An 18,023-nucleotide genomic window follows, 5' to 3' on the forward strand; every position below is an offset into this window, starting at 1 on the left:
CTCACTCGTAGGTGATCTTCACGGTGTCGGTGACCGGAACCGACTGGCACGCCAGCACGATGCCCTCGGCGACGTCCTCGGCGTCGAGCACGTCGTTGTTGAGCATCTTCACCTCGCCCTCGACCAGCCGGCACGCGCACGCGCTGCACGCGCCCTCCCGGCACGAGTAGGGCGCGTCGAGCCCGTTCTCCAGCAGCAGGTCGAGCAGCTTCGTCCGCGCGGGCCAGGCCAGCCGGTGCTCCTCGCCGTCGAGGGAGACCTCGACCACCGCGTCCGGCCGGTCGGCGGCCACCGGCACCACCTCGGCGAACGGATCGCTCGACAGCGACACGAACTTCTCGACGTGGACGACCGGGACGTCGTGCAACGCCTTGCGGGCAGCCTCCATGAACGGCCCCGGACCGCACACGAACGCCTCGTCGCACGACCGGACGAACGCCCGGAGCCCGGTCGCGGAAGGCAGCCCCTGCACCGACTCCAGCCAGTGCACGACGGTCAGCCGGTCCGGGTGGGAGCGGACCAGCCCGGAGAGCTCCCGAGCGAAGATCACCGAAGCCTCGTCCCGGTTGGCGTAGAACAGGAACACCCGCCCCGAACCCCCGGTCAGCACCGCCCGGATGATCGACATCACCGGCGTGATCCCGCTGCCCGCGGCGAACGCCAGCAGCGAGGAGTCCAGCGACGACGGCGTGAACACCCCGGCCGGCGCCAGCACGTCGAGCTCCATGCCCGCTCTCAACGACGAGCACATCCACGCCGAGCCGTACCCGTCCGGCGTCCGCTTCACCGTGATCTTCAACGGCTCACCGGGCGCGCTGGACAGCGAGTAGCAGCGCGCCACGTCGCCCGCCCGCACCGTCAGGAACTGCCCCGGCTTCACGTCGAACGACGCGCCGGACAGGACGAACGAGCGCGCGTCGGCGGTCTCCTCGATCACGGCGTCGACCCGGAGCCGGTGCACCTCAGCCATCGGCGACCTCCAGCGTCCCGTCGCGCACGGCCTTCTCGATGCTGTCGCGCAGCCGCAGGCAGGTCGGCACCAGCGCGGCCCTCGCGCCGCACAGCTCGGGGCAGTCGCGGGTGTCGGACAGCCACTGCACGCTCGTGTGCTGGGGACTGTTCTTCTTGACCAGCACCCGGTTCCCGCAGTCGCAGCCCACGGGGACCATGCCTGCGGCCAGGAACTCGTCGCGCTCGCTCACGTGGCCTGCTCCTGGGGCTGCTGCTGCCGGGCGAGGTTCTCCGCGACCTCCTCCTCCCACACCTCGATCGCGCGGCTCGTGTCGACCTCGAACTCGAAGCGCCGCACCATGTCGTCGGTGACGTCCTCGACGTCGACGTAGAACTGCTCGTACCAGCGCCGGAGCTGGTAGACCGGCCCGTCCTCCTCGCACAGCAGCGGGTTGTCGACGCGGGTCTTGTTCTGCCAGATCTCGACGTCCTGCAGGAACCCGACGCCGATGCCGCGCGCGAACTTGGCCGCGATCCTGTCGGCGTGCTCGTCGTCCACGCCCGGCAGCTTCTTCACGATCGCGCCCCACTGGAGCTTGAACGACGTCGGCGAGATCGGGTAGTGGCAGTTGATCAGCACCGTCTCGATCTCGAGGCCCTTGTAGTCGTTCCACAGGTAGTCGATCATGTAGGACGGCCCGTGGTAGGCGGCCTCCGACCGCACCTCGACGTCCCCGGTGTAGTTCGAACCCATCGCCACGTCCGGACGGCCGCGCGTCGTCAGGTACTGCGAGGCGACGTGGCCCTCCATCACGTTCTTGAAGTACGTCGGGAACGCGAAGTGGATGTAGAAGAAGTGGGCCATGTCGACGACGTTGTCGATGATCTCGCGGCAGTTCGCGCCGTCGATCACCACCGAGTCCCACGTCCAGTTGCTCCACTCGTCGCTGAACGCGGCGTCGATGCGCGGGATCGTCACGTGCTCCGGCGGCGGGTTGCCCTGCGGGTCGTTCCACACGAAGAGCTGCTTGTTCTCCTCGAGCGTGATCCACGACCGGGTGCGCGCCCGCAGCGGAACCCTTTTGGCGTAGGGGATGTCGACGCACCTGCCGTTGCCCGCCCAGCGCCAGTCGTGGAACGGGCAGGCGATGGTGCCGCCCTTGATCGTGCCCTGCGTGAGGTCGCCGCCCATGTGCCGGCAGTACCCGTCGAGCACGTTGATCTTGCCGTCCCCGGTCGCGAACACCACCAGCTTGGTGCCGAACGCCTCCACGGCGTGGGGTTCGCCGTCGCGGAAGCTGTCCGCGAGCCCGAGGCAGTGCCAGCCGCGCGCGAACCGTGCCGGCGGCGTGCCCGCGTCGATCGTCCGCACGCTGTCCTGCGTCATCGCTCTCCTCCAGAGATGTCGAGGCCGGCGAGGTACCCGAACGTCATCGCCGGTCCGAGGGTGGCGCCCGCGCCCGCGTAGGTGTGGCCCATGACCGAGGCGCTCGTGTTGCCCGCCGCGTACAGGCCGTCGATCACCGAACCGTCCTCGCGCAGCACCCGCGCCCGCGCGTCGGTGCGCAGGCCGCCCTTGGTGCCGAGGTCACCGGGCACGATCCTGACCGCGTGGAACGGGCCGGTGGTCAGCGGCGCCAGGTTGGGGTTCGGCTTGTTCCGGGGATCGCCGTAGTAGCGGTCGTACGCGCTGTCACCGCGGTGGAAGTCGGTGTCCCTGCCGTCCACCGCCAGCGCGTTGAAGCGCCGCACGGTCTCGGTCAGCTCCGGGAGTCCGGCCTGCCGGGCGAGCTCTTCCAGGCTGGGAGCCGTCAGCACGGACTCCTTCCAGCGCCGGGGGAGCGGGCGGCGGGGCGGGATGCCGCAGAACGGGTAGCGGCCGCGGTAGGTGTGGTCGAAGACGAGCCAGGTGTCGCCGGTCATCGCGTTGACCACGTCGATGTAGGGCGCCGCCTCGTTCACGAACCGGCGCCCGGCCCCGTCGACGAGCACGCAGCCGGGCAGGGAGCGTTCGGCGAGGAGGAAGAACGGGCCGCGCGGCAACGGGACCGACGGCCCCCACCAGGCCTCGTCCATCAGCCCGACCGCGGCACCGGCCCGTTGGCCTGCCTCGATGCCGTCACCGGTGTTGGCCTTCGCACCGACCGTCCACTCGGTACCGGTGTTCTGGTGCTGCTTTCGCATCCGCTCGTTGTGCTCGAACCCGCCGCACGCCAGCACCACGTGCTCGGCCAGGACCAGCCTGTCGCCGGCCGTGATTCCCGCCACCCGGCCGTTCTCGTGGTGCAGGTCGGTCATCGCGGTGTCGAGCCGGATCTCGACGCCGAGCGCCTTCAGCCCGGCGCGCAGTCCCGCGACCAGCGCCTGCCCCATCGTGAGGCGGCGGCCGGGCAGGAACCGGCGGCCGAACACCTTGGCGGCGGTGAGGACGCCGCGCGGATGGCGGCCGATCAGGGTCAGCCAGCGGTAGTCGGTCTGGGTGATCACGATGCCCGCCGGGGTCGGCACGTACGGCGGTTCGAGGTCCCGGATCTCCTCGCCGAGCAGCTTCACGTTGAACGGCAGCGGTTCCACGGAGCGGCCGCGCGGCTGTCCGCCGGGCGCCTCGGGGTAGTAGTCGGCGTAGTCGCGCACCCAGCGGAACCTCAGCGGCGTGTGGTCCTGGACGAAGGCGAGCATCGCCGGGCCGGCGTCCAGGAACGCCTGCCGCAGTTCGGCCGGGACCTCGGGGGCGATGTGCGCCAGGTAGGTGGCGGCCCGCTCCGGCGAGTCGGCGATGCCGCCGGCGGCGACCACGGCGTTGTTCGGCACCCAGATGCCGCCGCCGGACCGCGCGGTGGACCCGCCGTAGTGCCCGGCCTTCTCGACGACGAGGGTCCGCAAGCCGTGCCGAGCGGTGCAGAGCGCGGCTGTCATGCCCGCCGCGCCGCTGCCGACGACGATCACGTCGTACATCGCACCTCCCCGAAGCCAAGACTAGAACAGGTTATAGTTCTGGGGCGGTTTGGCGCTATGGTGTAGCAGTTCCAGGCAAGCCGACTCACCAAGAACCTGTTTCCGGCAAGTACCTGTTCCAGGAGGGCTGCGTGGAGGTCACCGCTGACGTGGTCGTCGTCGGGTTCGGTGCGGCGGGTGCGTGTGCCGCGATCGAGGCCGCGACGGCCGGTGCGTCGGTGGTGGTGCTGGACCGGTTCGCCGGTGGGGGCGCGACCGCGTTGTCCGGCGGGGTCGTCTACGCGGGTGGCGGCACGCGGCAGCAGGTCGAGGCCGGGGTCGCCGACTCGGTGGACGCGATGGTCGCGTACCTGCGGCACGAGGTCCGGGACGCGGTGTCGCCGCAAACCCTGCGGCGGTTCTGCGAGGACAGCGCCCAGTCGCTGGCGTGGCTGGAGGACCAGGGCGTCCCGTTCGGCGCGCGCGTGTCGCCGTTCAAGACCTCGTACCCGACCGACGACTACTACCTGTACCTGTCCGGCAGCGAGGACGCCTGGCCCGACCCCGCGCCGCGCGGGCACCGGACCAGGGCGAAGGGCACCTCGGGCAGGGTCTTCTTCGCCCGGCTGGCCGGGGCGACCCGGCGCGCGGGCGCGCGGATCATGCCGCAGACGCGAGCCGTCGGCCTGGTGGTCGAGGACGGCCGGGTCACGGGCGTGCGGTGCCGGACGCTGACCGGGCTGCCGCGCGTCCTGCACCGGGCCCTGTCCAGGGCGGGCGCCAAGCCGTGGCTCTACCACCCGCCGTTGGGCAGGAGGCTGTTCGGGCTGGCAGCGCGGCTCGAACGGTTCGGCCGGCCGCTGGTGGTCCACGCCGGGCAGGGCGTCGTGATCGCGGCCGGCGGCTTCATCGCGAACCGCGCCCTGGTGCACGAGCACGCTCCGGCGTACCGCGGCGGACTCGCGCTGGGCACGCCCGGCGACGACGGCAGTGGCATCCGGCTCGGTGTCGCGGCCGGTGGGAAGACCGCGCGGATGGACAGGATCTCGGTGTGGCGGTTCGTCACGCCGCCCAGCGCGTTGCAGCGCGGCGTCTTCGTCGACTCGGCCGGGCAGCGGTTCGGCGACGCCACCCGGTACGGCGCGGCCAACGGGACCGAGATCGTCGAACGCGGTGGCAAGGCCTGGCTGCTGGTCGACGACGAGATCCTCCGGGTCGCTCGCGCCCAGGTGAAGACCCAGACCGCGCCGTTCCAGCGCTGGCAGGTCCGCCACCTGCTCGGCCGCGGCCTGGTCACGGCGCCGACGATCGAGGAGGTCGCGGCGAAGGCGGGCATCGCGCCGCCCGAACCGTTCGGGACGCCGCCCTACTCGCTGATCAACGTGTCGGTGCGCGCGGGGTTCGGCTACCCGTGCCCGATGCTCACGCTCGGCGGGCTCGTCGTGGACGAGGACACCGGTCAGGTGCGGGGCGTCGCGGGCCTGTACGCGGCGGGCCGGTCGGCGGTCGGGGTGTGCTCGGAGTCCTACGTCAGCGGCCTCGCGCTCGCCGACTGCGTCTTCTCCGGCCGCCGGGCAGGGCAACACGCAGCGAAGGAGGCCAGGTGCTGACGATCCAGTCCAGGGAGGCTGCCGCCGAGTTGCTGCGCGCGGCCGAACGCGACCGCGTGCCGATCAAACCGCTGGTGGAGCTGTACCCCGAGATCGACGTGGTGGACGCGTACGAGATCCAGCTGCTCAACGTCCGCCACCGCAACCGTGACGTGATCGGCCACAAGGTCGGGCTGTCGTCGCTGGCGATGCAGCAGATGATGGGCGTGGACGAACCGGACTACGGCCACCTGCTCGACGACATGCAGCTCGCCGGCACCGCGGACGCGTCGGCGTACCTGTACCCGCGCGTGGAGGTGGAGATCGCGTTCCTGCTGGCCCGCGACCTGCCCGGTGAGGGGTGCACGGTCGAGGACGTCCTGGAGGCCACGGAGTTCGTCGCGCCGGCCATCGAGCTGATCGACAGCCGGATCGAGAACTGGCGGATCGGGTTGCAGGACACCATCGCCGACAACGCGTCCTCGGCCGGGTTCGTGCTCGGCTCCGAACGCGTGCGTCCCTCCGAAGTGGACATCGGCGCGGTTGCGGCCACCCTGCGGCGCAACGGCGAGGTCGTCGCCGAGGGACGCGGTGACGCCGTGCTGGGCGATCCGGCGATCGCGGTGGCCTGGCTGGCCGCGAAGGTCGCGAGTTTCGGCGTCCGGTTGCTGGCCGGGGACATCGTGCTGCCCGGTTCGTGCACACGCGCCATCGACGCCCGGCCGGGTGACGAGTTCCGCGCCGAGTTCGCCGGACTCGGCTCCGTCGACTTGAAGTTCGAATGAGGTGACTGGGTGAAGGCGGCCATCGTCGGCTCCGGCAACATCGGCACCGACCTGCTCCACAAGCTCCGGCGCTCGTCGGTGCTGGAACCCCGCTGGATGGTGGGCGTCGACCCGGCCAGCGAAGGGCTCCGGCGTGCGGCGGACCTCGGGCTCGAAGTCTCGGTCGACGGCGCGGACTGGTTGCTGCGCCAGGACGAGCTGCCGGACGTCGTGTTCGAGGCGACCTCCGCGGCGGTGCACCGGGCCAACGCCCCGCGCTACGCCGAGGCGGGCATCCGGGCGATCGACCTGACCCCGGCCGCGGTCGGCCCGTACGTCGTGCCGCCGGTGAACCTCGGCGAGCACCGGGACGCGCCGAACATCAACCTGATCACGTGCGGCGGCCAGGCCACGATCCCGATGGTGCACGCGGTCTCGCGGGTGGTCCCGGTGTCGTACGCGGAGATCGTCGCGAGCGTCGCGTCGGTGTCGGCGGGACCGGGGACACGGGCCAACATCGACGAGTTCACCCGCACGACCAGCCGCGGCATCGAGGTGATCGGCGGTGCCGCGAAGGGCAAGGCGATCATCGTCCTGAACCCGGCGGACCCGCCGATGATCATGCGCGACACGATCTTCTGCGCGATTCCGGAGGACGCCGACCCCGGCCCGGTCACCGACTCGATCGCGCGGATGGAAACCGACATCCGGTCGTACGTCCCGGGATTCCGGTTGCTGCGCGAGCCGCAGTACGACCCCGGCCGCGTGGCGATCTTCGTGGAGGTCGCGGGCGCGGGCGACTTCCTGCCGGAGTACGCGGGGAACCTCGACATCATGACCGCCGCCGCGACGAAGGTGGGGGAGGAGATCGCCCGTGCAGCAGCGTCTGAGCCTGCGGTTGACCGACACGTCACTGCGTGACGGCTCGCACCACAAGCGGCACCAGTTCACGGCCGACGACGTGCGCTCGATCGTGGCGGCGCTGGACGGTGCCGGCGTGCCGATCATCGAGGTGGCGCACGGCGACGGGCTGGGCGGGTCGTCGTTCAACTACGGCTTCAGCCACACACCGGAGCAGGAGCTCATCAAGGTCGCGGCCGAGACGGCCACGCAGGCCAAGATCGCCGTGCTGATGCTGCCCGGCGTCGGGGTGAAGGACGACATCCTGGTGTCGCAGGACAACGGCGCCTCGATCGTCCGGATCGCCACGCACTGCACCGAGGCCGACGTGTCCGTGCAGCACTTCGCGTTGGCTCGCGAACGTGGCCTGGAGACCGTCGGCTTCCTGATGATGGCGCACTCGCAGCCATCGGAGGCGTTGGCTCGCCAGGCGAGGATCATGGCCGACGCCGGGTGCCAGTGCGTCTACGTGGTCGACTCGGCCGGAGCCCTGGTGCTGGAACAGGTTTCCGAGCGGGTCGAGGCACTGGTCGCCGAGTTGGGCTCCGATGCCCAGGTCGGCTTCCACGGGCACGAGAACCTCGGGCTGAGCGTCGCGAACTCCGTGGCCGCGGCCCGAGCCGGAGCTGCGCAGATCGACGGCAGCGTACGCGGATTCGGGGCAGGCGCCGGAAACACGCCCCTCGAAGCGTTCGTCGGCGTCTGCGACAAGCTGGGTTTCTCCACCGGCGTCGACTTCTTCAAGATCGTGGACGCGGCCGAGGACGTCGTGCGGCCCGTCATGCCCGAGGAGTGCCTGCTCGACCGGATGGCGCTGATGATGGGCTACGCGGGCGTCTACTCCAGCTTCCTCAAACACGCGTACACGCAGGCCGAGCGCTACGGCGTGTCCGGCGCGCAGATCCTCGTCCGCGCGGGCGAGCGCAAGCTCGTCGGCGGGCAGGAGGACCAGCTGATCGACATCGCACTGGAGCTGAGCAGGGAGAACGTCCGATGAGCGAGGAAATCCTCGGCAAGGTGCGGGAGCTGCTGCCCTCCCTGAGGGAACGCGCGGCGGAGGCGGAGGAACTGCGCAGGGTGCCGCCGGAGTCGGTGAAGGCGTTGCAGGAGACCGGGTTCTTCCGGATGCTGCAGCCCGCCCGGTACGGCGGCTTCGAGTCGCACCCGCTGGACTTCTACACCGCGGTCAGGATGATCGGCAGCGCGTGCGGGTCGACGGGCTGGGTCGCGTCCGTGCTGGGCGTGCACCCGTGGCACGTCGGGCTGTTCGACGTGAAGGCGCAGGACGAGGTGTTCGGCGAGGACCAGGACACCCGGATCTCGTCCTCCTACGCGCCGACGGGCCGCGCGACGCCGGTCGAGGGCGGGTTCCGGTTCAGCGGCAAGTGGAGCTTTTCGTCCGGCTGCGACCACGCCACGTGGGTGCTGCTCGGCGGCCTGGTCATGAACGACGAGGGCAAACCGGTCGACTTCCGGACGTTCCTGCTGCCGATCTCCGACTACCTGATCAACGACGTGTGGGACGCGGTCGGCCTGCGCGGCACCGGCAGCAACGACATCGTGGTGGAGGACGTCTTCGTGCCGGAGCACCGGGCGCTGAGCATGATGCACACCGCGCGGTGCAAGTGCCCCGGCCAGGAGGTCAACCCCGGCCCGCTGTTCCGCATGCCGTACGGGACGATCCACCCGTACGCGATCACCGCGCCGATGATCGGCATGGCGACCGGCGCGTACGAGCTGCACGTCACCGCGACCCGCGAGCGCGTCCGGGCCGCCTACCTGGGCGAGAAGTCGGTGGACGACCCGTTCGCGCAGGTGCGCGTCGCCACGGCGGCCGCCGACATCGACACGGCGTGGTGGCAGCTGGAGAAGGACATCACCGAGGAGTGGGAGCACGCCGTCGCCGGCACGAAGATCCCGGTCGAGCTGCGCCTGCGGGCGCGGCGGGACCAGGTGCTGGGCAGCGCGCGGGCGATCTCCGCGATCGACCGGCTCTTCGAGAGCGCGGGCGGCAAGGCGATCAACGCGGGACTGCCGCTGCCCCGGTTCTGGCGCGACGCGCACGCCGCACGCGTGCACGCGGCCAACGACCCCGAGCGCGTGCTGGTGCTGTACGGCAAGAACGAGCTCGGCATCCAGGTCCGCGACGGGTTGTTCTGAGAGGGCGTCGATGAGCGTGCGGTTGCACTACCACGAGGCGGGCGCGGACAACGCCGAGACGCTGGTCCTGCTGCACGGCGGCGGGCCCGGTGCGTCGGCGATGTCGAACTTCCGCGCGAACATCCCGGTGTTCGCGAAGTCCTTCCGGGTGCTGGCGGTCGACCTGCCGGGCTACGGCCAGTCGGACAAGCCCGCCGAGCACGACCAGTACTTCTCCTTCGCCGCCAGGGCGGTGAAGGACCTGCTGGACTCGCTGGGGGTCGAGCGGGCACACCTGCTCGGCAACTCGCTGGGCGGCGGCACCGCGGTCCGGTTCGCGCTGGACAACGGGAAGCGCGCCGGGCGGCTCGTGCTGATGGGCCCGGGCGGGCTGTCGGTGAACGTCTTCTCGCCCGACCCGACCGAGGGCGTGCGCAGGCTCAGCGCGTTCGCCCGCACACCCACGCGGGAGAAGATCGAGGAATTCCTGCGGATCATGGTGTTCGACCAGTCGCTGATCACCGAGGAGCTGGTCGACGAACGGTTCGAGGCGGCGCGTCAGCCGGAGTCGCTGCGGGCGATGGCCGCTCTGGGCCGGTCGTTCTCCGGCCCGGACTTCGAGCAGGGCATGCTCTGGCGCGAGGCCCACCGGCTGCGCCAGCGGGTGTTGCTGGTGTGGGGCCGCGAGGACCGGGTGAACCCGCTGGACGGCGCGTTGCTGGCGACGAAGCTGATCCCGCGCGTGCAGTTGCACGTGTTCGGCGGGTGCGGGCACTGGGCGCAGCTGGAGAAGTTCGACGAGTTCAACAGGCTCGCCCTCGACTTCCTGAGCGAACCATGATCTGGCGGGAGGCGTGATGGGAATCCGGTCGCTGGGCTATCTGCGCATCGAGGCCACCGACGTGGACCGGTGGCGCGAGTTCGCCCTGAAGGTGCTGGGGATGGTCGAGGGCAGGGGTACCACCCCCGGTGCGCTCTACCTGCGGATGGACGACTTCCCGGCGCGTCTGGTGATCGTGCCGGGCGAGGAGGACCGCCTGCGGGCCTCCGGGTGGGAGACCGCCACCGAGGCCGATCTGGAGGAGGTCGCGAAACGCCTGGCCTCGGCCGGGGTCTCCTACGTCGAGGGGACGGCGGAGGACCTGGCGGAACGGCGGGTGAACGGGCTCATCCGGTTCGAGGACCCGTCGGGCAACACGCTGGAGGTGTTCCACGGCGCCGCCTTGGAGCACCGGCGGGTCGTCTCGCCGTACGGGCACCGGTTCGTGACGGAGGAGCAGGGGCTCGGGCACGTCGTGCTGTCCACTTCGGACGACGAGGCCGCACTGCACTTCTACCGCGACGTGCTGGGCTTCCGGCTGCGCGACTCGATGCGCCTGCCGCCGCAGTTCGTCGGCAGGCCCGAGGACGGCCCGCCCGCGTGGCTGCGGTTCTTCGGCTGCAACCCGCGCCACCACAGCCTCGCGTTCCTGCCGATGCCGACGCCGAGCGGGATCGTGCACCTCATGGTCGAGGTCGAGAACACCGACGACGTGGGCCTGACGCTCGACCGCGCGCTGCGCCGCAAGGTGCCCATGTCGGCGACCCTGGGCCGGCACGTGAACGACCTGATGCTGTCGTTCTACATGAAGACACCCGGCGGGTTCGACGTCGAGTTCGGTTGCGAGGGACGGCAGGTGTCCGATGAGGACTGGATCGCACGGGAAAGCACGGCGGTGAGCCTGTGGGGACACGACTTCAGCGTGGGAGTCCAGCGGTAGCGACCCGCTACCGCTCCGTCCTCGGCCACTTCTGCACGGGGGTGACCGTGGTGACCGGCACGTCCCCGGACGGGCCGGTCGGGTTCGCCTGCCAGGCGTTCGCCGCCCTGTCGCTCGACCCGCCGCTGGTGCTGTTCTGCCCACAACGGACTTCGCGCAGCTGGGCCGCGATGGCCTCCACCGGCTCGTTCTGCGTGAACGTGCTGGCCGAGGACCAGCGCGAGGTGTCGACGGTGTTCGGCAGGGCGGGCGCGGACAAGTTCTCCGGCCTCTCCTGGACGCCGTCGCCCACCGGGGCCCCGGTGCTCGACGGCGTCCTGACGTGGGTGGACTGCCGCGTGACGGTCGTGCACGACGAGGGCGACCACCACGTCGTCATCGGCTCGGTCGTCGAGTTGGGTCCGGTGCGCGAGGCGCAGCCGCTGCTGTTCTACCGCGGCCGCTACGCCTCGCACGCCGAGCTGGACCCGCGCGGCTGGTCCGGCGAGGTCCTCGACAACCTCCTGACCTGGCAGCGCCAGTCAGAGTGGAGCTGACGCCGTGACGTGCCAGCACGCGCCCGGGATCCGCACCTCGTCGTCGTGCACGAACCCGTCGAACGCGCTCCGCACCCCGGCGAGGATCCCGGCCCGGTCCTCCTCCGGCGCCTCCCTCAGCGCGCGGGCGATCGGGCCGAGGTTGCCCAGGTACGTGCCCAGCAGCTTGTCGGGCATCGTGCAGATCCGGTCCACCGGCCTGAGACCGACCTCGCCCCACCCGGCCCGATCGAGAATCTCGCGGGTCTTGCGGGCGTCCGCGAGCGAGAACGGCCCCGGCCCGTCCGGGTCCGGCGCGGGCGCGTCGGGCACCAGCTCCTCCGCGGCCCTCGACGCGGTGGTCATGAACGGGTTCTCGTCCGCCGTGCGCCAGACGACCAGGCTGAGCTCACCGCCCGGCGTGGTGGCGTCGAGCAGGTTGCGGAAGGCCGCCTCCGGATCGGCGAAGAACATGACCCCGAACCTGCTGAGGACCAGGTCGAAGCTCTCGCCGAACGCGTGCACCTGCGCGTCGGCCTCGACGAACCGCGCCACGCCGTGCTCCCGTGCCGCGGCGAGCATCGTCGAGGAGATGTCGACGCCCAGGCAGTCCGCCCCGGTGGCCTCGGTGACCGCCCGGGTGACGCCGCCCGTGCCGCACCCGACGTCGAGGACCTTGACGCGCGGCCGTTCGAGAGCGTGCCGCACCAGCACGTCCTGGAACGGCCGCAGCACCATCTCCACGACGTCCTGCGCGTTCGCCCAGCCCCGGCCCGCCGCGTTCCACCAGGCCGCCTGCTCGCTGTTGACCTCAGATGTCATGCTCACACCGTCCTACTTCAAGTCGGCTTGAGGTCAAGTGTCGTGGACTTCGCGGAAATCGGCATCGGTGAGGTCGTCCGCCGCTCCGGCGTGCCCGCCTCGACCCTGCGCTACTACGAGGAACGGGGCCTGATCGCGTCCCTGGGCCGCCGCGGCCTGGCCCGCGTGTTCTCGTCGGCCGTGCTGGAACAGCTGGCGCTGATCGCCGTCTGCCGCTCGGCGGGGTTCTCCCTCGACGAGATCACGCTGATGTTCTCGCCCGACGGCCGTCCGTCGCCGAACCGCGCGATGCTCGCGGCCAAGGCGGACGAGCTGGACGCGACCATCCGCAGGCTCGCCTCCATGCGCGACGACCTGCGGCACGCCGCGGACTGCCCGGCGCCGTCGCACCTGGAGTGCCCGAAGTTCCGCCGCGTGCTGAGGGAGGGGTTCAGGCGGCCGGACGGCGACGCGGGTCCATGACCGCCGCGCTCACCCGCGGGTGATGCGGGCGAGTCTTCCCAGGTGGACCTGCGGACTGCCGAACAACTGCCCGCTCCCGTGCGCCCGCTTCAAGTACAGGTGCGCGTCGTGCTCCCAGGTGATCGCGATACCGCCGTGCATCTGCACCATCTCGGCCGCGACCTTGAAGAAGGCCTCGGAGCAGTACACCTTCGCCACCGCCGCCGACACCTCGTCCACCGCCGCGAGCGAGGCCGATCGCGCCGTCTCCACGAGCACGTGCAGGTCGGCCATCCGGTGCTTCAGGGCCTGGAACGACCCGATGGGCTTCCCGAACTGGACCCGCGTCTTGGTGTACTCGACGGTGAGCTCGAGCGCCCGTGCGGCAGCACCCACCTGCTCCGCGCTCAACGCCGCCAGCGCGATGTCGCGCACGCGGGAGGACCACGGCCCGAGGTACGTGGCGGCACCACCGGTCAGCCGGACGGTGGCGAGGCGGCGCGTCGGGTCCATCGCCGGGGTGTGCGAGCGGGTGACGCCGGCCGGGTCGGCCTCGTACAGCGAGACGCCGTCCGTGACGAGCAGGATCTCGGCGGTGTCCCCGTCCAGGACGTAGCGGACGCTGCCCTCCAGAGGACCCTCCGAAGCCGCCGTGGTGGTCTCCGGGTGATCCGGCGGCGCGACGCTCACCCCGTCACCGGCGGCCCACGGCCAGGCGAGAGCGGCGATCTCCCCGCCGGCGATCCGGGGCAGCAACCGGGCGCACGCCTCGGCGTTCCCGCTGGCCAGCAACGCCTGCGAGGCGAGCGTCGAGGCGAGCAGCGGTGCCGGGGTGAGGGTGCGGCCGAGTTCTCCCAGCGCCACGTGGGTCTCCGGCAACCCGGCGCCGGAGCCGCCGTACTCCTCGGGGATCGGGAGCACACCGATGTCGCACAGCCGCGCCCAGAGGTCTTCGTCGTGGCCGTGCGGTGCCTCGATGGCCGTGCGGACGTCCGAGTGCCTGTCGAGCAAGCCGCGGACGGCGTCGCGCAACGCCAGCCGTTCCGGTGTCACAACGCCTCCAGCACTCGGGCCCGGTGCGTCGACGGGCTGCCCCACGCCGTGCGCAGGGCTCGGGTCTGCAGCAGGAACCTGCCCAGCTCGTGCTCGGCGGTGTAGCCGATGGCGCCGTGCACCTGCAGGGCGGTGCGGGCGGCCCGCCAGGCGGCGTCGGAGGTGGCCACCTTGGCGGCGGACACGTCGCGGGAGGTCATGGTGACCGCGGCGCCGAAGACCAGGGGCCGTGCCATCTCCAGGCCGACCAGGACAGTCGCGAGGTGGTGCTTGACGGCCTGGAACCGGCCGATCGGCTGGCCGAACTGCGCGCGTGCCGTGGCGTACGAGGTGGTCATCTCCAGCATCGCCCGGCCCAGGCCGAGGAGCTGGGCCGAGCAGGTCAGGACACCCAGGTCGAACGCGCGGGCGGCCTGCACGCCGGTGGCGACGACCGGGCCCGCGGCCAGTTCGGCCAGGCGGCGGGACGGGTCCACGGACCGCAGGAACGAGGTCGGGGACGCCTCGTGCACGTCGGAGCCCTGGACCAGGAAGTACCGGTCGGCCTCGACGGCGTGGGGCACCAGGGGCGGGAAGGCGACGGAGCCGGGACCCACCCCCAGGGCGGGCAGCACCGCGAGGGACTCGACCAGGGACCCGGCCGACGCGTGGTGCCCCAGCTCCTCGAACACCACCACCAGGTCCACCGGGTCGGTCACCTCGTCCAGATCGAGCGCGCCGAGGTCGGTCCTGCCCGCGGCCAGGAAGTCGTGCAGCACGGAGGCGAGGACGGTCTGCTCGGCGGACAGCGTGAACATCATCGCGGCAGCCCCAGGAGTCGTTCGGCGATCACGTTGCGCTGGATCTCGTTGGTGCCCGCGTAGATCGGTCCCGCCAGCGAGAACAACCACCCGTCCCGCCAGCCCGGCGCCACCTCGCCGAGCAGGTCGAGCGCGGTCTCGTGCAGGGCCACGTCGAGCTCGGACCAGAACACCTTCGTCACGCTCGCGGCAGGCCCGCTCAACGGCTGCGACAACGCGCCGAACGTGTGGAGGCGGTAGGCCTGCGCGCCGATCCACGCGTCCACGACCCGGTCGCGCAACGCCGGATCGGGGTTCTCGCGGTACAGCTCCACCAGGCGCGTGGCCGCGGCGGTGAACCGGCCCGGGCTGCGCAGGGTCAGGCCGCGCTCGTCGCCCGCGGTGCTCATCGCCACGCGCCAGCCGTCGCCGGGTTCGCCCACGACGTCTCGGTCCGGCACGAACACGTCGTCGAGGAAGATCTCGGCGAAGCCCGGCTCGCCGTCGAGCTGGGCTGTCGGCCGCACCGCCACGCCGGGGGCGCGCAGGTCGAACAACAGGTAGGTGAGGCCCCGGTGGCGTTCGCCGGGGCCGGTGCGGAAGAGCCCGAACGCGCGGTCCGCGAACGCCGCCCGGGAGCTCCAGGTCTTCTGGCCGCGCAGCAGCCAGCCGCCGTCGCGGCGGACGGCGGTGCTGCGCAGCGACGCCAGGTCCGACCCCGCCTCGGGTTCGGACCAGGCCTGCGCCCAGACCTCGTCGGCGCGTGCCATCGCGGGCAGGATCCGCGCGCGTTGCTCGTCCGTGCCGTGCGCGAACAACGTCGGCGCGAGCAGGAAGATGCCGTTCTGGGAGACGCGGCCGGGTGCGCCGGAGGCGTGGTACTCCTCCTCGAACACCAGCCACTGCAGCAGTGAGGCCTCCCGGCCACCGAACTCCTCGGGCCACGAGACGACCGACAACCGCGAAGAGGCGAGAAGGCGTTCCCAGGCCCGGTGTTCCTCGAAGCCCTCCGCGGTGTCCATCGAGGACAGCGGACGGACGTGCGCCGCCAGCCACGAGCGCACCTCGGCCTGGAACTCGAGAGTCGACGCGTCAAGGGAAAGATCCATCAGCCGGAGGCCTTCTTCATCGCGCGGGCGTCCATGCCGGCCAGCGCGTCGGTGCCGGCCTCGGCGTTGTGCGCGTGCGCGAAGTGGTGCAGCCCGAACACCGAGTCCATCCCGGCCCGCATCCCCATCAGGTCCTCGGACTGGTTGACCGCCTTCTTCGCGAGCGCCAGCCCGAACCGCGGCATCGCCGAGATCCGCCCGGCCAGCTCGAAGACGGTCGCCTCCAGCGACTCCCGGGGAACGACGCGCGACACCATGCCCCACTCGTGGGCGCGCCGGGCCGAGAACCGGTCACCCGTGAACAGCACCTCCTTCGCGGCACGAGGGCCGAGGACCCACGGGTGCGCGAAGTACTCGACGCCGGGAATCCCCATGCGCACCACGGGGTCGGCGAAGAACGCGTCCTCGGAGGCGACGATCAGGTCGCAGACCCACGCCAGCATCAGGCCACCGGCCACGCACGCGCCCTGCACCATCGCGATCGTCGGCTTCGGGATCTCCCGCCACCGGCGGCACATCCCGAGGTAGACCTCCATCTCGCGCGCGAACCGGAGGTCGCCGCCCTCACGGCCGACGTGGTCCCACCACAGGACTGCCTTGCGTTCGAACGAGGTGTCGACGTCACGCCCCGGTGAGCCGATGTCGTGGCCCGCGGAGAAGTGGTCGCCGGCACCGGCCAGGACGACCACCTTGACCTCGTCGTCGTCGACCGCGCGGGTGAAGGCCTCGTCCAGCGCGTAGGTCATCGCCGAGTTCTGCGCGTTGCGGTACTCCGGGCGGTTCATGGTCACGACGGCGACCGCGTCCCGCCGCTCATACGACACAGTCACGGGTTCTCCTTGCGCAGTCGGGTTTTGAGGACCTTGCCCATGGCGTTGCGGGGGAGCGCGGGGTGGAACTCCACCGCACGCGGCACCTTGTAGTTCGCGAGCCGCTCCCGGCAGAACGCGATCACCTCGTCCGCCGTCAGCGTGGAACCGGGCGCCGTGACGACGTGCGCCACGCCGACCTCGCCGAGCCGCGCGTCGGCCGTCCCGACCACCGCCGACTCCGCGACCCCCGGCAGCCGGGCCAGCGCCTGCTCGACCTCCGCCGGGTAGACGTTGAACCCGCCGCAGATGTACATGTCCTTGAGCCGGTCGGTGATCGAGAGGTTCCCGTGCTCGTCGACCGTCCCGGCGTCACCCGTGTGCAGCCAGCCGTCCGCGTCGACCGCGGCGGCCGTGGCCTCGGGATCGTCGAGGTAGCCGAGCATCACGTTCGGGCCGCGCAACAGCACCTCGTCCCGCTCGCCCAGCCGCAGCTCGAACCCCGCCAGGGGGCGCCCGCACGTGTGCGCGACGGTCTCCGGCGAGTCGCCGGGCCGGCACATGGTGGCGACGACCGCCTCCGTCAGCCCGTAGGCGGTGAGCACGGTCAGCGACAGCTCCGACCGCATGCGCTCGACCAGCGCCACCGGGACGACCGCGGCACCGGTGACGGCCAGTCGCAGGCTCGACAGGTCGAACGAGGCGCGCCCGGGGTGGTCCAGCAGCGCCTGGAAGATCGTCGGCGGACCCGGCAGCACGGTGATCCGCTCCCGCTCGACCAGCCGCATCGTCTCGGCGACGTCGAACACCGGCTGCGGCACGATCGTGGCGCCGCTCGACAGGCACGCCAGGATCCCCGCCTTGTAGCCGAAGGTGTGGAAGAAGGGGTTGACGATCAGATAGCGGTCCGCCGAGGTCAGTTCGCCGCACGAAGCCCAGGCCTCGGCCACCCCGAGCGACTGCCGGTGCGCGCTCATCGCCCCCTTGCTGCGCCCGGTCGTCCCGGACGTGAACATGACGTCGCACAGCTGGTCCCCGGTCAGGGCGGGCAGGTCCACGTCGGCCGGGACCCAGGACGTCGGCAACCGCACCACCTCCGGGAGTTCCGGCGACAACGCCCGCAGCTCCGCCTCCCTGTCACGCCCCAGGAACTCGCCCTCCACGACCAGCACGCGGGCGGCGCTGCGGCGCACCACGTCCAAGGTCTCCGTCGCGGTGAACCGCGTGTTGATCGGCACGAGCGCCGCGCCCGCGTGCAGCGCCCCGAGTGCCGCGACCACCCACTGAGCGGAGTTGGGCGCGCACAGGGCGACCCGGTCACCCGGCCGCACGCCCATCCCCACGAGCGCGCGAGCGGCGTCCAGCACCGCGGAACGCAGTCCCGCCCAGCCGATCCGGACCTCGCCGTCCACCAACGCCTCCGCGTCGATGTACGAAGCAGCGGCCCGGTCGAGCACG

19 protein-coding genes are annotated in these 18,023 nt (G+C 71.5%); 9 read left to right on the forward strand and 10 right to left on the reverse strand.

The features are described 5' to 3' along the window. Position 1 precedes the first annotated feature (1 nt). The 4 genes from BLQ91_RS10065 to BLQ91_RS10080 are packed head-to-tail and all read right to left on the reverse strand — an operon-like array spanning position 2 to position 3,906. On the reverse strand, positions 2–970 hold the full coding sequence (locus BLQ91_RS10065; RefSeq protein ID WP_090096447.1) for a ferredoxin--NADP reductase: 969 nt from the start codon (positions 968–970) through the stop codon (positions 2–4). Continuing rightward, positions 963–1,202, reverse strand: a complete 240-nt coding sequence (locus BLQ91_RS10070) for a hypothetical protein (RefSeq protein WP_425412452.1) — start codon at positions 1,200–1,202, stop codon at positions 963–965. The genes BLQ91_RS10065 and BLQ91_RS10070 overlap by 8 nt, the downstream gene beginning before the upstream one ends. Continuing rightward, entirely contained in the window at positions 1,199–2,338 is a 1,140-nt protein-coding gene (locus tag BLQ91_RS10075; protein WP_090096448.1) for a 3-ketosteroid-9-alpha-monooxygenase, oxygenase component, read from the reverse strand. The genes BLQ91_RS10070 and BLQ91_RS10075 overlap by 4 nt, the downstream gene beginning before the upstream one ends. Further along, positions 2,335–3,906 (reverse strand): FAD-dependent oxidoreductase, encoded by a 1,572-nt coding sequence (locus BLQ91_RS10080; RefSeq protein ID WP_090096449.1) that lies wholly within the window; start codon positions 3,904–3,906, stop codon positions 2,335–2,337. The genes BLQ91_RS10075 and BLQ91_RS10080 overlap by 4 nt, the downstream gene beginning before the upstream one ends. Before the next feature lie 131 nt (positions 3,907–4,037). Between BLQ91_RS10080 and BLQ91_RS10085 the strand changes: the two genes are divergently transcribed. From BLQ91_RS10085 to hsaB, 8 genes are read left to right on the forward strand one after another with little or no spacing between them, the layout of a single operon-like run. Then, positions 4,038–5,495, forward strand: a complete 1,458-nt coding sequence (locus BLQ91_RS10085) for an FAD-binding protein (RefSeq protein WP_090096450.1) — start codon at positions 4,038–4,040, stop codon at positions 5,493–5,495. Continuing rightward, the gene (locus BLQ91_RS10090; protein WP_090096451.1) at positions 5,489–6,259 is read left to right on the forward strand and encodes a 2-keto-4-pentenoate hydratase; all 771 of its coding nucleotides are present in this window, start codon (positions 5,489–5,491) and stop codon (positions 6,257–6,259) included. The genes BLQ91_RS10085 and BLQ91_RS10090 overlap by 7 nt, the downstream gene beginning before the upstream one ends. 9 nt (positions 6,260–6,268) lie before the next feature. Further along, positions 6,269–7,159: an acetaldehyde dehydrogenase (acetylating) gene (locus tag BLQ91_RS10095; protein WP_090096756.1), complete on the forward strand. Its 891-nt coding sequence runs from the start codon at positions 6,269–6,271 to the stop codon at positions 7,157–7,159. Next, complete coding sequence (dmpG, locus tag BLQ91_RS10100) at positions 7,113–8,135, forward strand: 4-hydroxy-2-oxovalerate aldolase (protein WP_090096452.1); 1,023 nt, start codon at positions 7,113–7,115, stop codon at positions 8,133–8,135. Before BLQ91_RS10095 ends, dmpG begins: the two co-directional genes overlap by 47 nt. Next, complete coding sequence (gene hsaA / locus BLQ91_RS10105; protein WP_090096453.1) at positions 8,132–9,298, forward strand: 3-hydroxy-9,10-secoandrosta-1,3,5(10)-triene-9,17-dione monooxygenase oxygenase subunit; 1,167 nt, start codon at positions 8,132–8,134, stop codon at positions 9,296–9,298. Before dmpG ends, hsaA begins: the two co-directional genes overlap by 4 nt. A gap of 10 nt (positions 9,299–9,308) precedes the next feature. Beyond that, on the forward strand, positions 9,309–10,118 hold the full coding sequence (hsaD, locus tag BLQ91_RS10110) for a 4,5:9,10-diseco-3-hydroxy-5,9,17-trioxoandrosta-1(10),2-diene-4-oate hydrolase (protein ID WP_090096454.1): 810 nt from the start codon (positions 9,309–9,311) through the stop codon (positions 10,116–10,118). Positions 10,119–10,134: 16 nt separating this feature from the next. Then, entirely contained in the window at positions 10,135–11,037 is a 903-nt protein-coding gene (gene hsaC, locus BLQ91_RS10115) for an iron-dependent extradiol dioxygenase HsaC (RefSeq protein ID WP_090096455.1), read from the forward strand. Beyond that, the gene (gene hsaB / locus BLQ91_RS10120; protein WP_090096456.1) at positions 11,001–11,573 is read left to right on the forward strand and encodes a 3-hydroxy-9,10-secoandrosta-1,3,5(10)-triene-9,17-dione monooxygenase reductase subunit; all 573 of its coding nucleotides are present in this window, start codon (positions 11,001–11,003) and stop codon (positions 11,571–11,573) included. The genes hsaC and hsaB overlap by 37 nt, the downstream gene beginning before the upstream one ends. On the opposite strand, the gene BLQ91_RS10125 is transcribed toward hsaB, so the two are convergent. Further along, on the reverse strand, positions 11,559–12,374 hold the full coding sequence (locus BLQ91_RS10125; protein WP_090096457.1) for a class I SAM-dependent methyltransferase: 816 nt from the start codon (positions 12,372–12,374) through the stop codon (positions 11,559–11,561). The two genes, hsaB and BLQ91_RS10125, sit on opposite strands and share 15 nt — an antisense overlap. A 42-nt stretch (positions 12,375–12,416) precedes the next feature. Between BLQ91_RS10125 and BLQ91_RS10130 the strand changes: the two genes are divergently transcribed. Further along, positions 12,417–12,836, forward strand: coding sequence for a helix-turn-helix domain-containing protein (locus BLQ91_RS10130; RefSeq protein ID WP_176959651.1), 420 nt, complete (start codon positions 12,417–12,419; stop codon positions 12,834–12,836). A 9-nt stretch (positions 12,837–12,845) separates the two neighbouring features. Here the strand turns inward: BLQ91_RS10130 and BLQ91_RS10135 are convergent, their stop codons facing one another. From BLQ91_RS10135 to BLQ91_RS10155, 5 genes are read right to left on the reverse strand one after another with little or no spacing between them, the layout of a single operon-like run. After that, positions 12,846–13,868, reverse strand: coding sequence for an acyl-CoA dehydrogenase family protein (locus BLQ91_RS10135; protein ID WP_090096458.1), 1,023 nt, complete (start codon positions 13,866–13,868; stop codon positions 12,846–12,848). Continuing rightward, on the reverse strand, positions 13,865–14,668 hold the full coding sequence (locus BLQ91_RS10140; protein ID WP_090096459.1) for an acyl-CoA dehydrogenase family protein: 804 nt from the start codon (positions 14,666–14,668) through the stop codon (positions 13,865–13,867). Before BLQ91_RS10140 ends, BLQ91_RS10135 begins: the two co-directional genes overlap by 4 nt. Then, the gene (locus BLQ91_RS10145) at positions 14,665–15,756 is read right to left on the reverse strand and encodes an acyl-CoA dehydrogenase family protein (RefSeq protein ID WP_090096460.1); all 1,092 of its coding nucleotides are present in this window, start codon (positions 15,754–15,756) and stop codon (positions 14,665–14,667) included. Before BLQ91_RS10145 ends, BLQ91_RS10140 begins: the two co-directional genes overlap by 4 nt. Beyond that, positions 15,756–16,586, reverse strand: coding sequence for an enoyl-CoA hydratase (locus BLQ91_RS10150; RefSeq protein ID WP_090096461.1), 831 nt, complete (start codon positions 16,584–16,586; stop codon positions 15,756–15,758). Before BLQ91_RS10150 ends, BLQ91_RS10145 begins: the two co-directional genes overlap by 1 nt. Beyond that, positions 16,583–18,022, reverse strand: a complete 1,440-nt coding sequence (locus tag BLQ91_RS10155; RefSeq protein WP_281199330.1) for a FadD3 family acyl-CoA ligase — start codon at positions 18,020–18,022, stop codon at positions 16,583–16,585. The genes BLQ91_RS10150 and BLQ91_RS10155 overlap by 4 nt, the downstream gene beginning before the upstream one ends. Between the last annotated feature and the right edge of the window lies 1 nt (position 18,023).

This window comes from Lentzea jiangxiensis, assembly GCF_900104175.1.
GTDB classification, from domain to species: domain Bacteria; phylum Actinomycetota; class Actinomycetes; order Mycobacteriales; family Pseudonocardiaceae; genus Lentzea; species Lentzea jiangxiensis.

What these genes read in the sequence shown, in the direction of transcription:
- BLQ91_RS10140 (WP_090096459.1), bottom strand. Translation starts at nt 14,668, where the DNA reads ATGATGTTCACGCTGTCCGCCGAGCAGACCGTCCTCGCCTCCGTGCTG.
- hsaD (WP_090096454.1), top strand. Translation starts at nt 9,309, where the DNA reads ATGAGCGTGCGGTTGCACTACCACGAGGCGGGCGCGGACAACGCCGAG.
- hsaC (WP_090096455.1), top strand. Translation starts at nt 10,135, where the DNA reads ATGGGAATCCGGTCGCTGGGCTATCTGCGCATCGAGGCCACCGACGTG.
- BLQ91_RS10065 (WP_090096447.1), bottom strand. Translation starts at nt 970, where the DNA reads ATGGCTGAGGTGCACCGGCTCCGGGTCGACGCCGTGATCGAGGAGACC.
- BLQ91_RS10080 (WP_090096449.1), bottom strand. Translation starts at nt 3,906, where the DNA reads ATGTACGACGTGATCGTCGTCGGCAGCGGCGCGGCGGGCATGACAGCC.
- BLQ91_RS10145 (WP_090096460.1), bottom strand. Translation starts at nt 15,756, where the DNA reads ATGGATCTTTCCCTTGACGCGTCGACTCTCGAGTTCCAGGCCGAGGTG.
- BLQ91_RS10075 (WP_090096448.1), bottom strand. Translation starts at nt 2,338, where the DNA reads ATGACGCAGGACAGCGTGCGGACGATCGACGCGGGCACGCCGCCGGCA.
- hsaA (WP_090096453.1), top strand. Translation starts at nt 8,132, where the DNA reads ATGAGCGAGGAAATCCTCGGCAAGGTGCGGGAGCTGCTGCCCTCCCTG.
- BLQ91_RS10125 (WP_090096457.1), bottom strand. Translation starts at nt 12,374, where the DNA reads ATGACATCTGAGGTCAACAGCGAGCAGGCGGCCTGGTGGAACGCGGCG.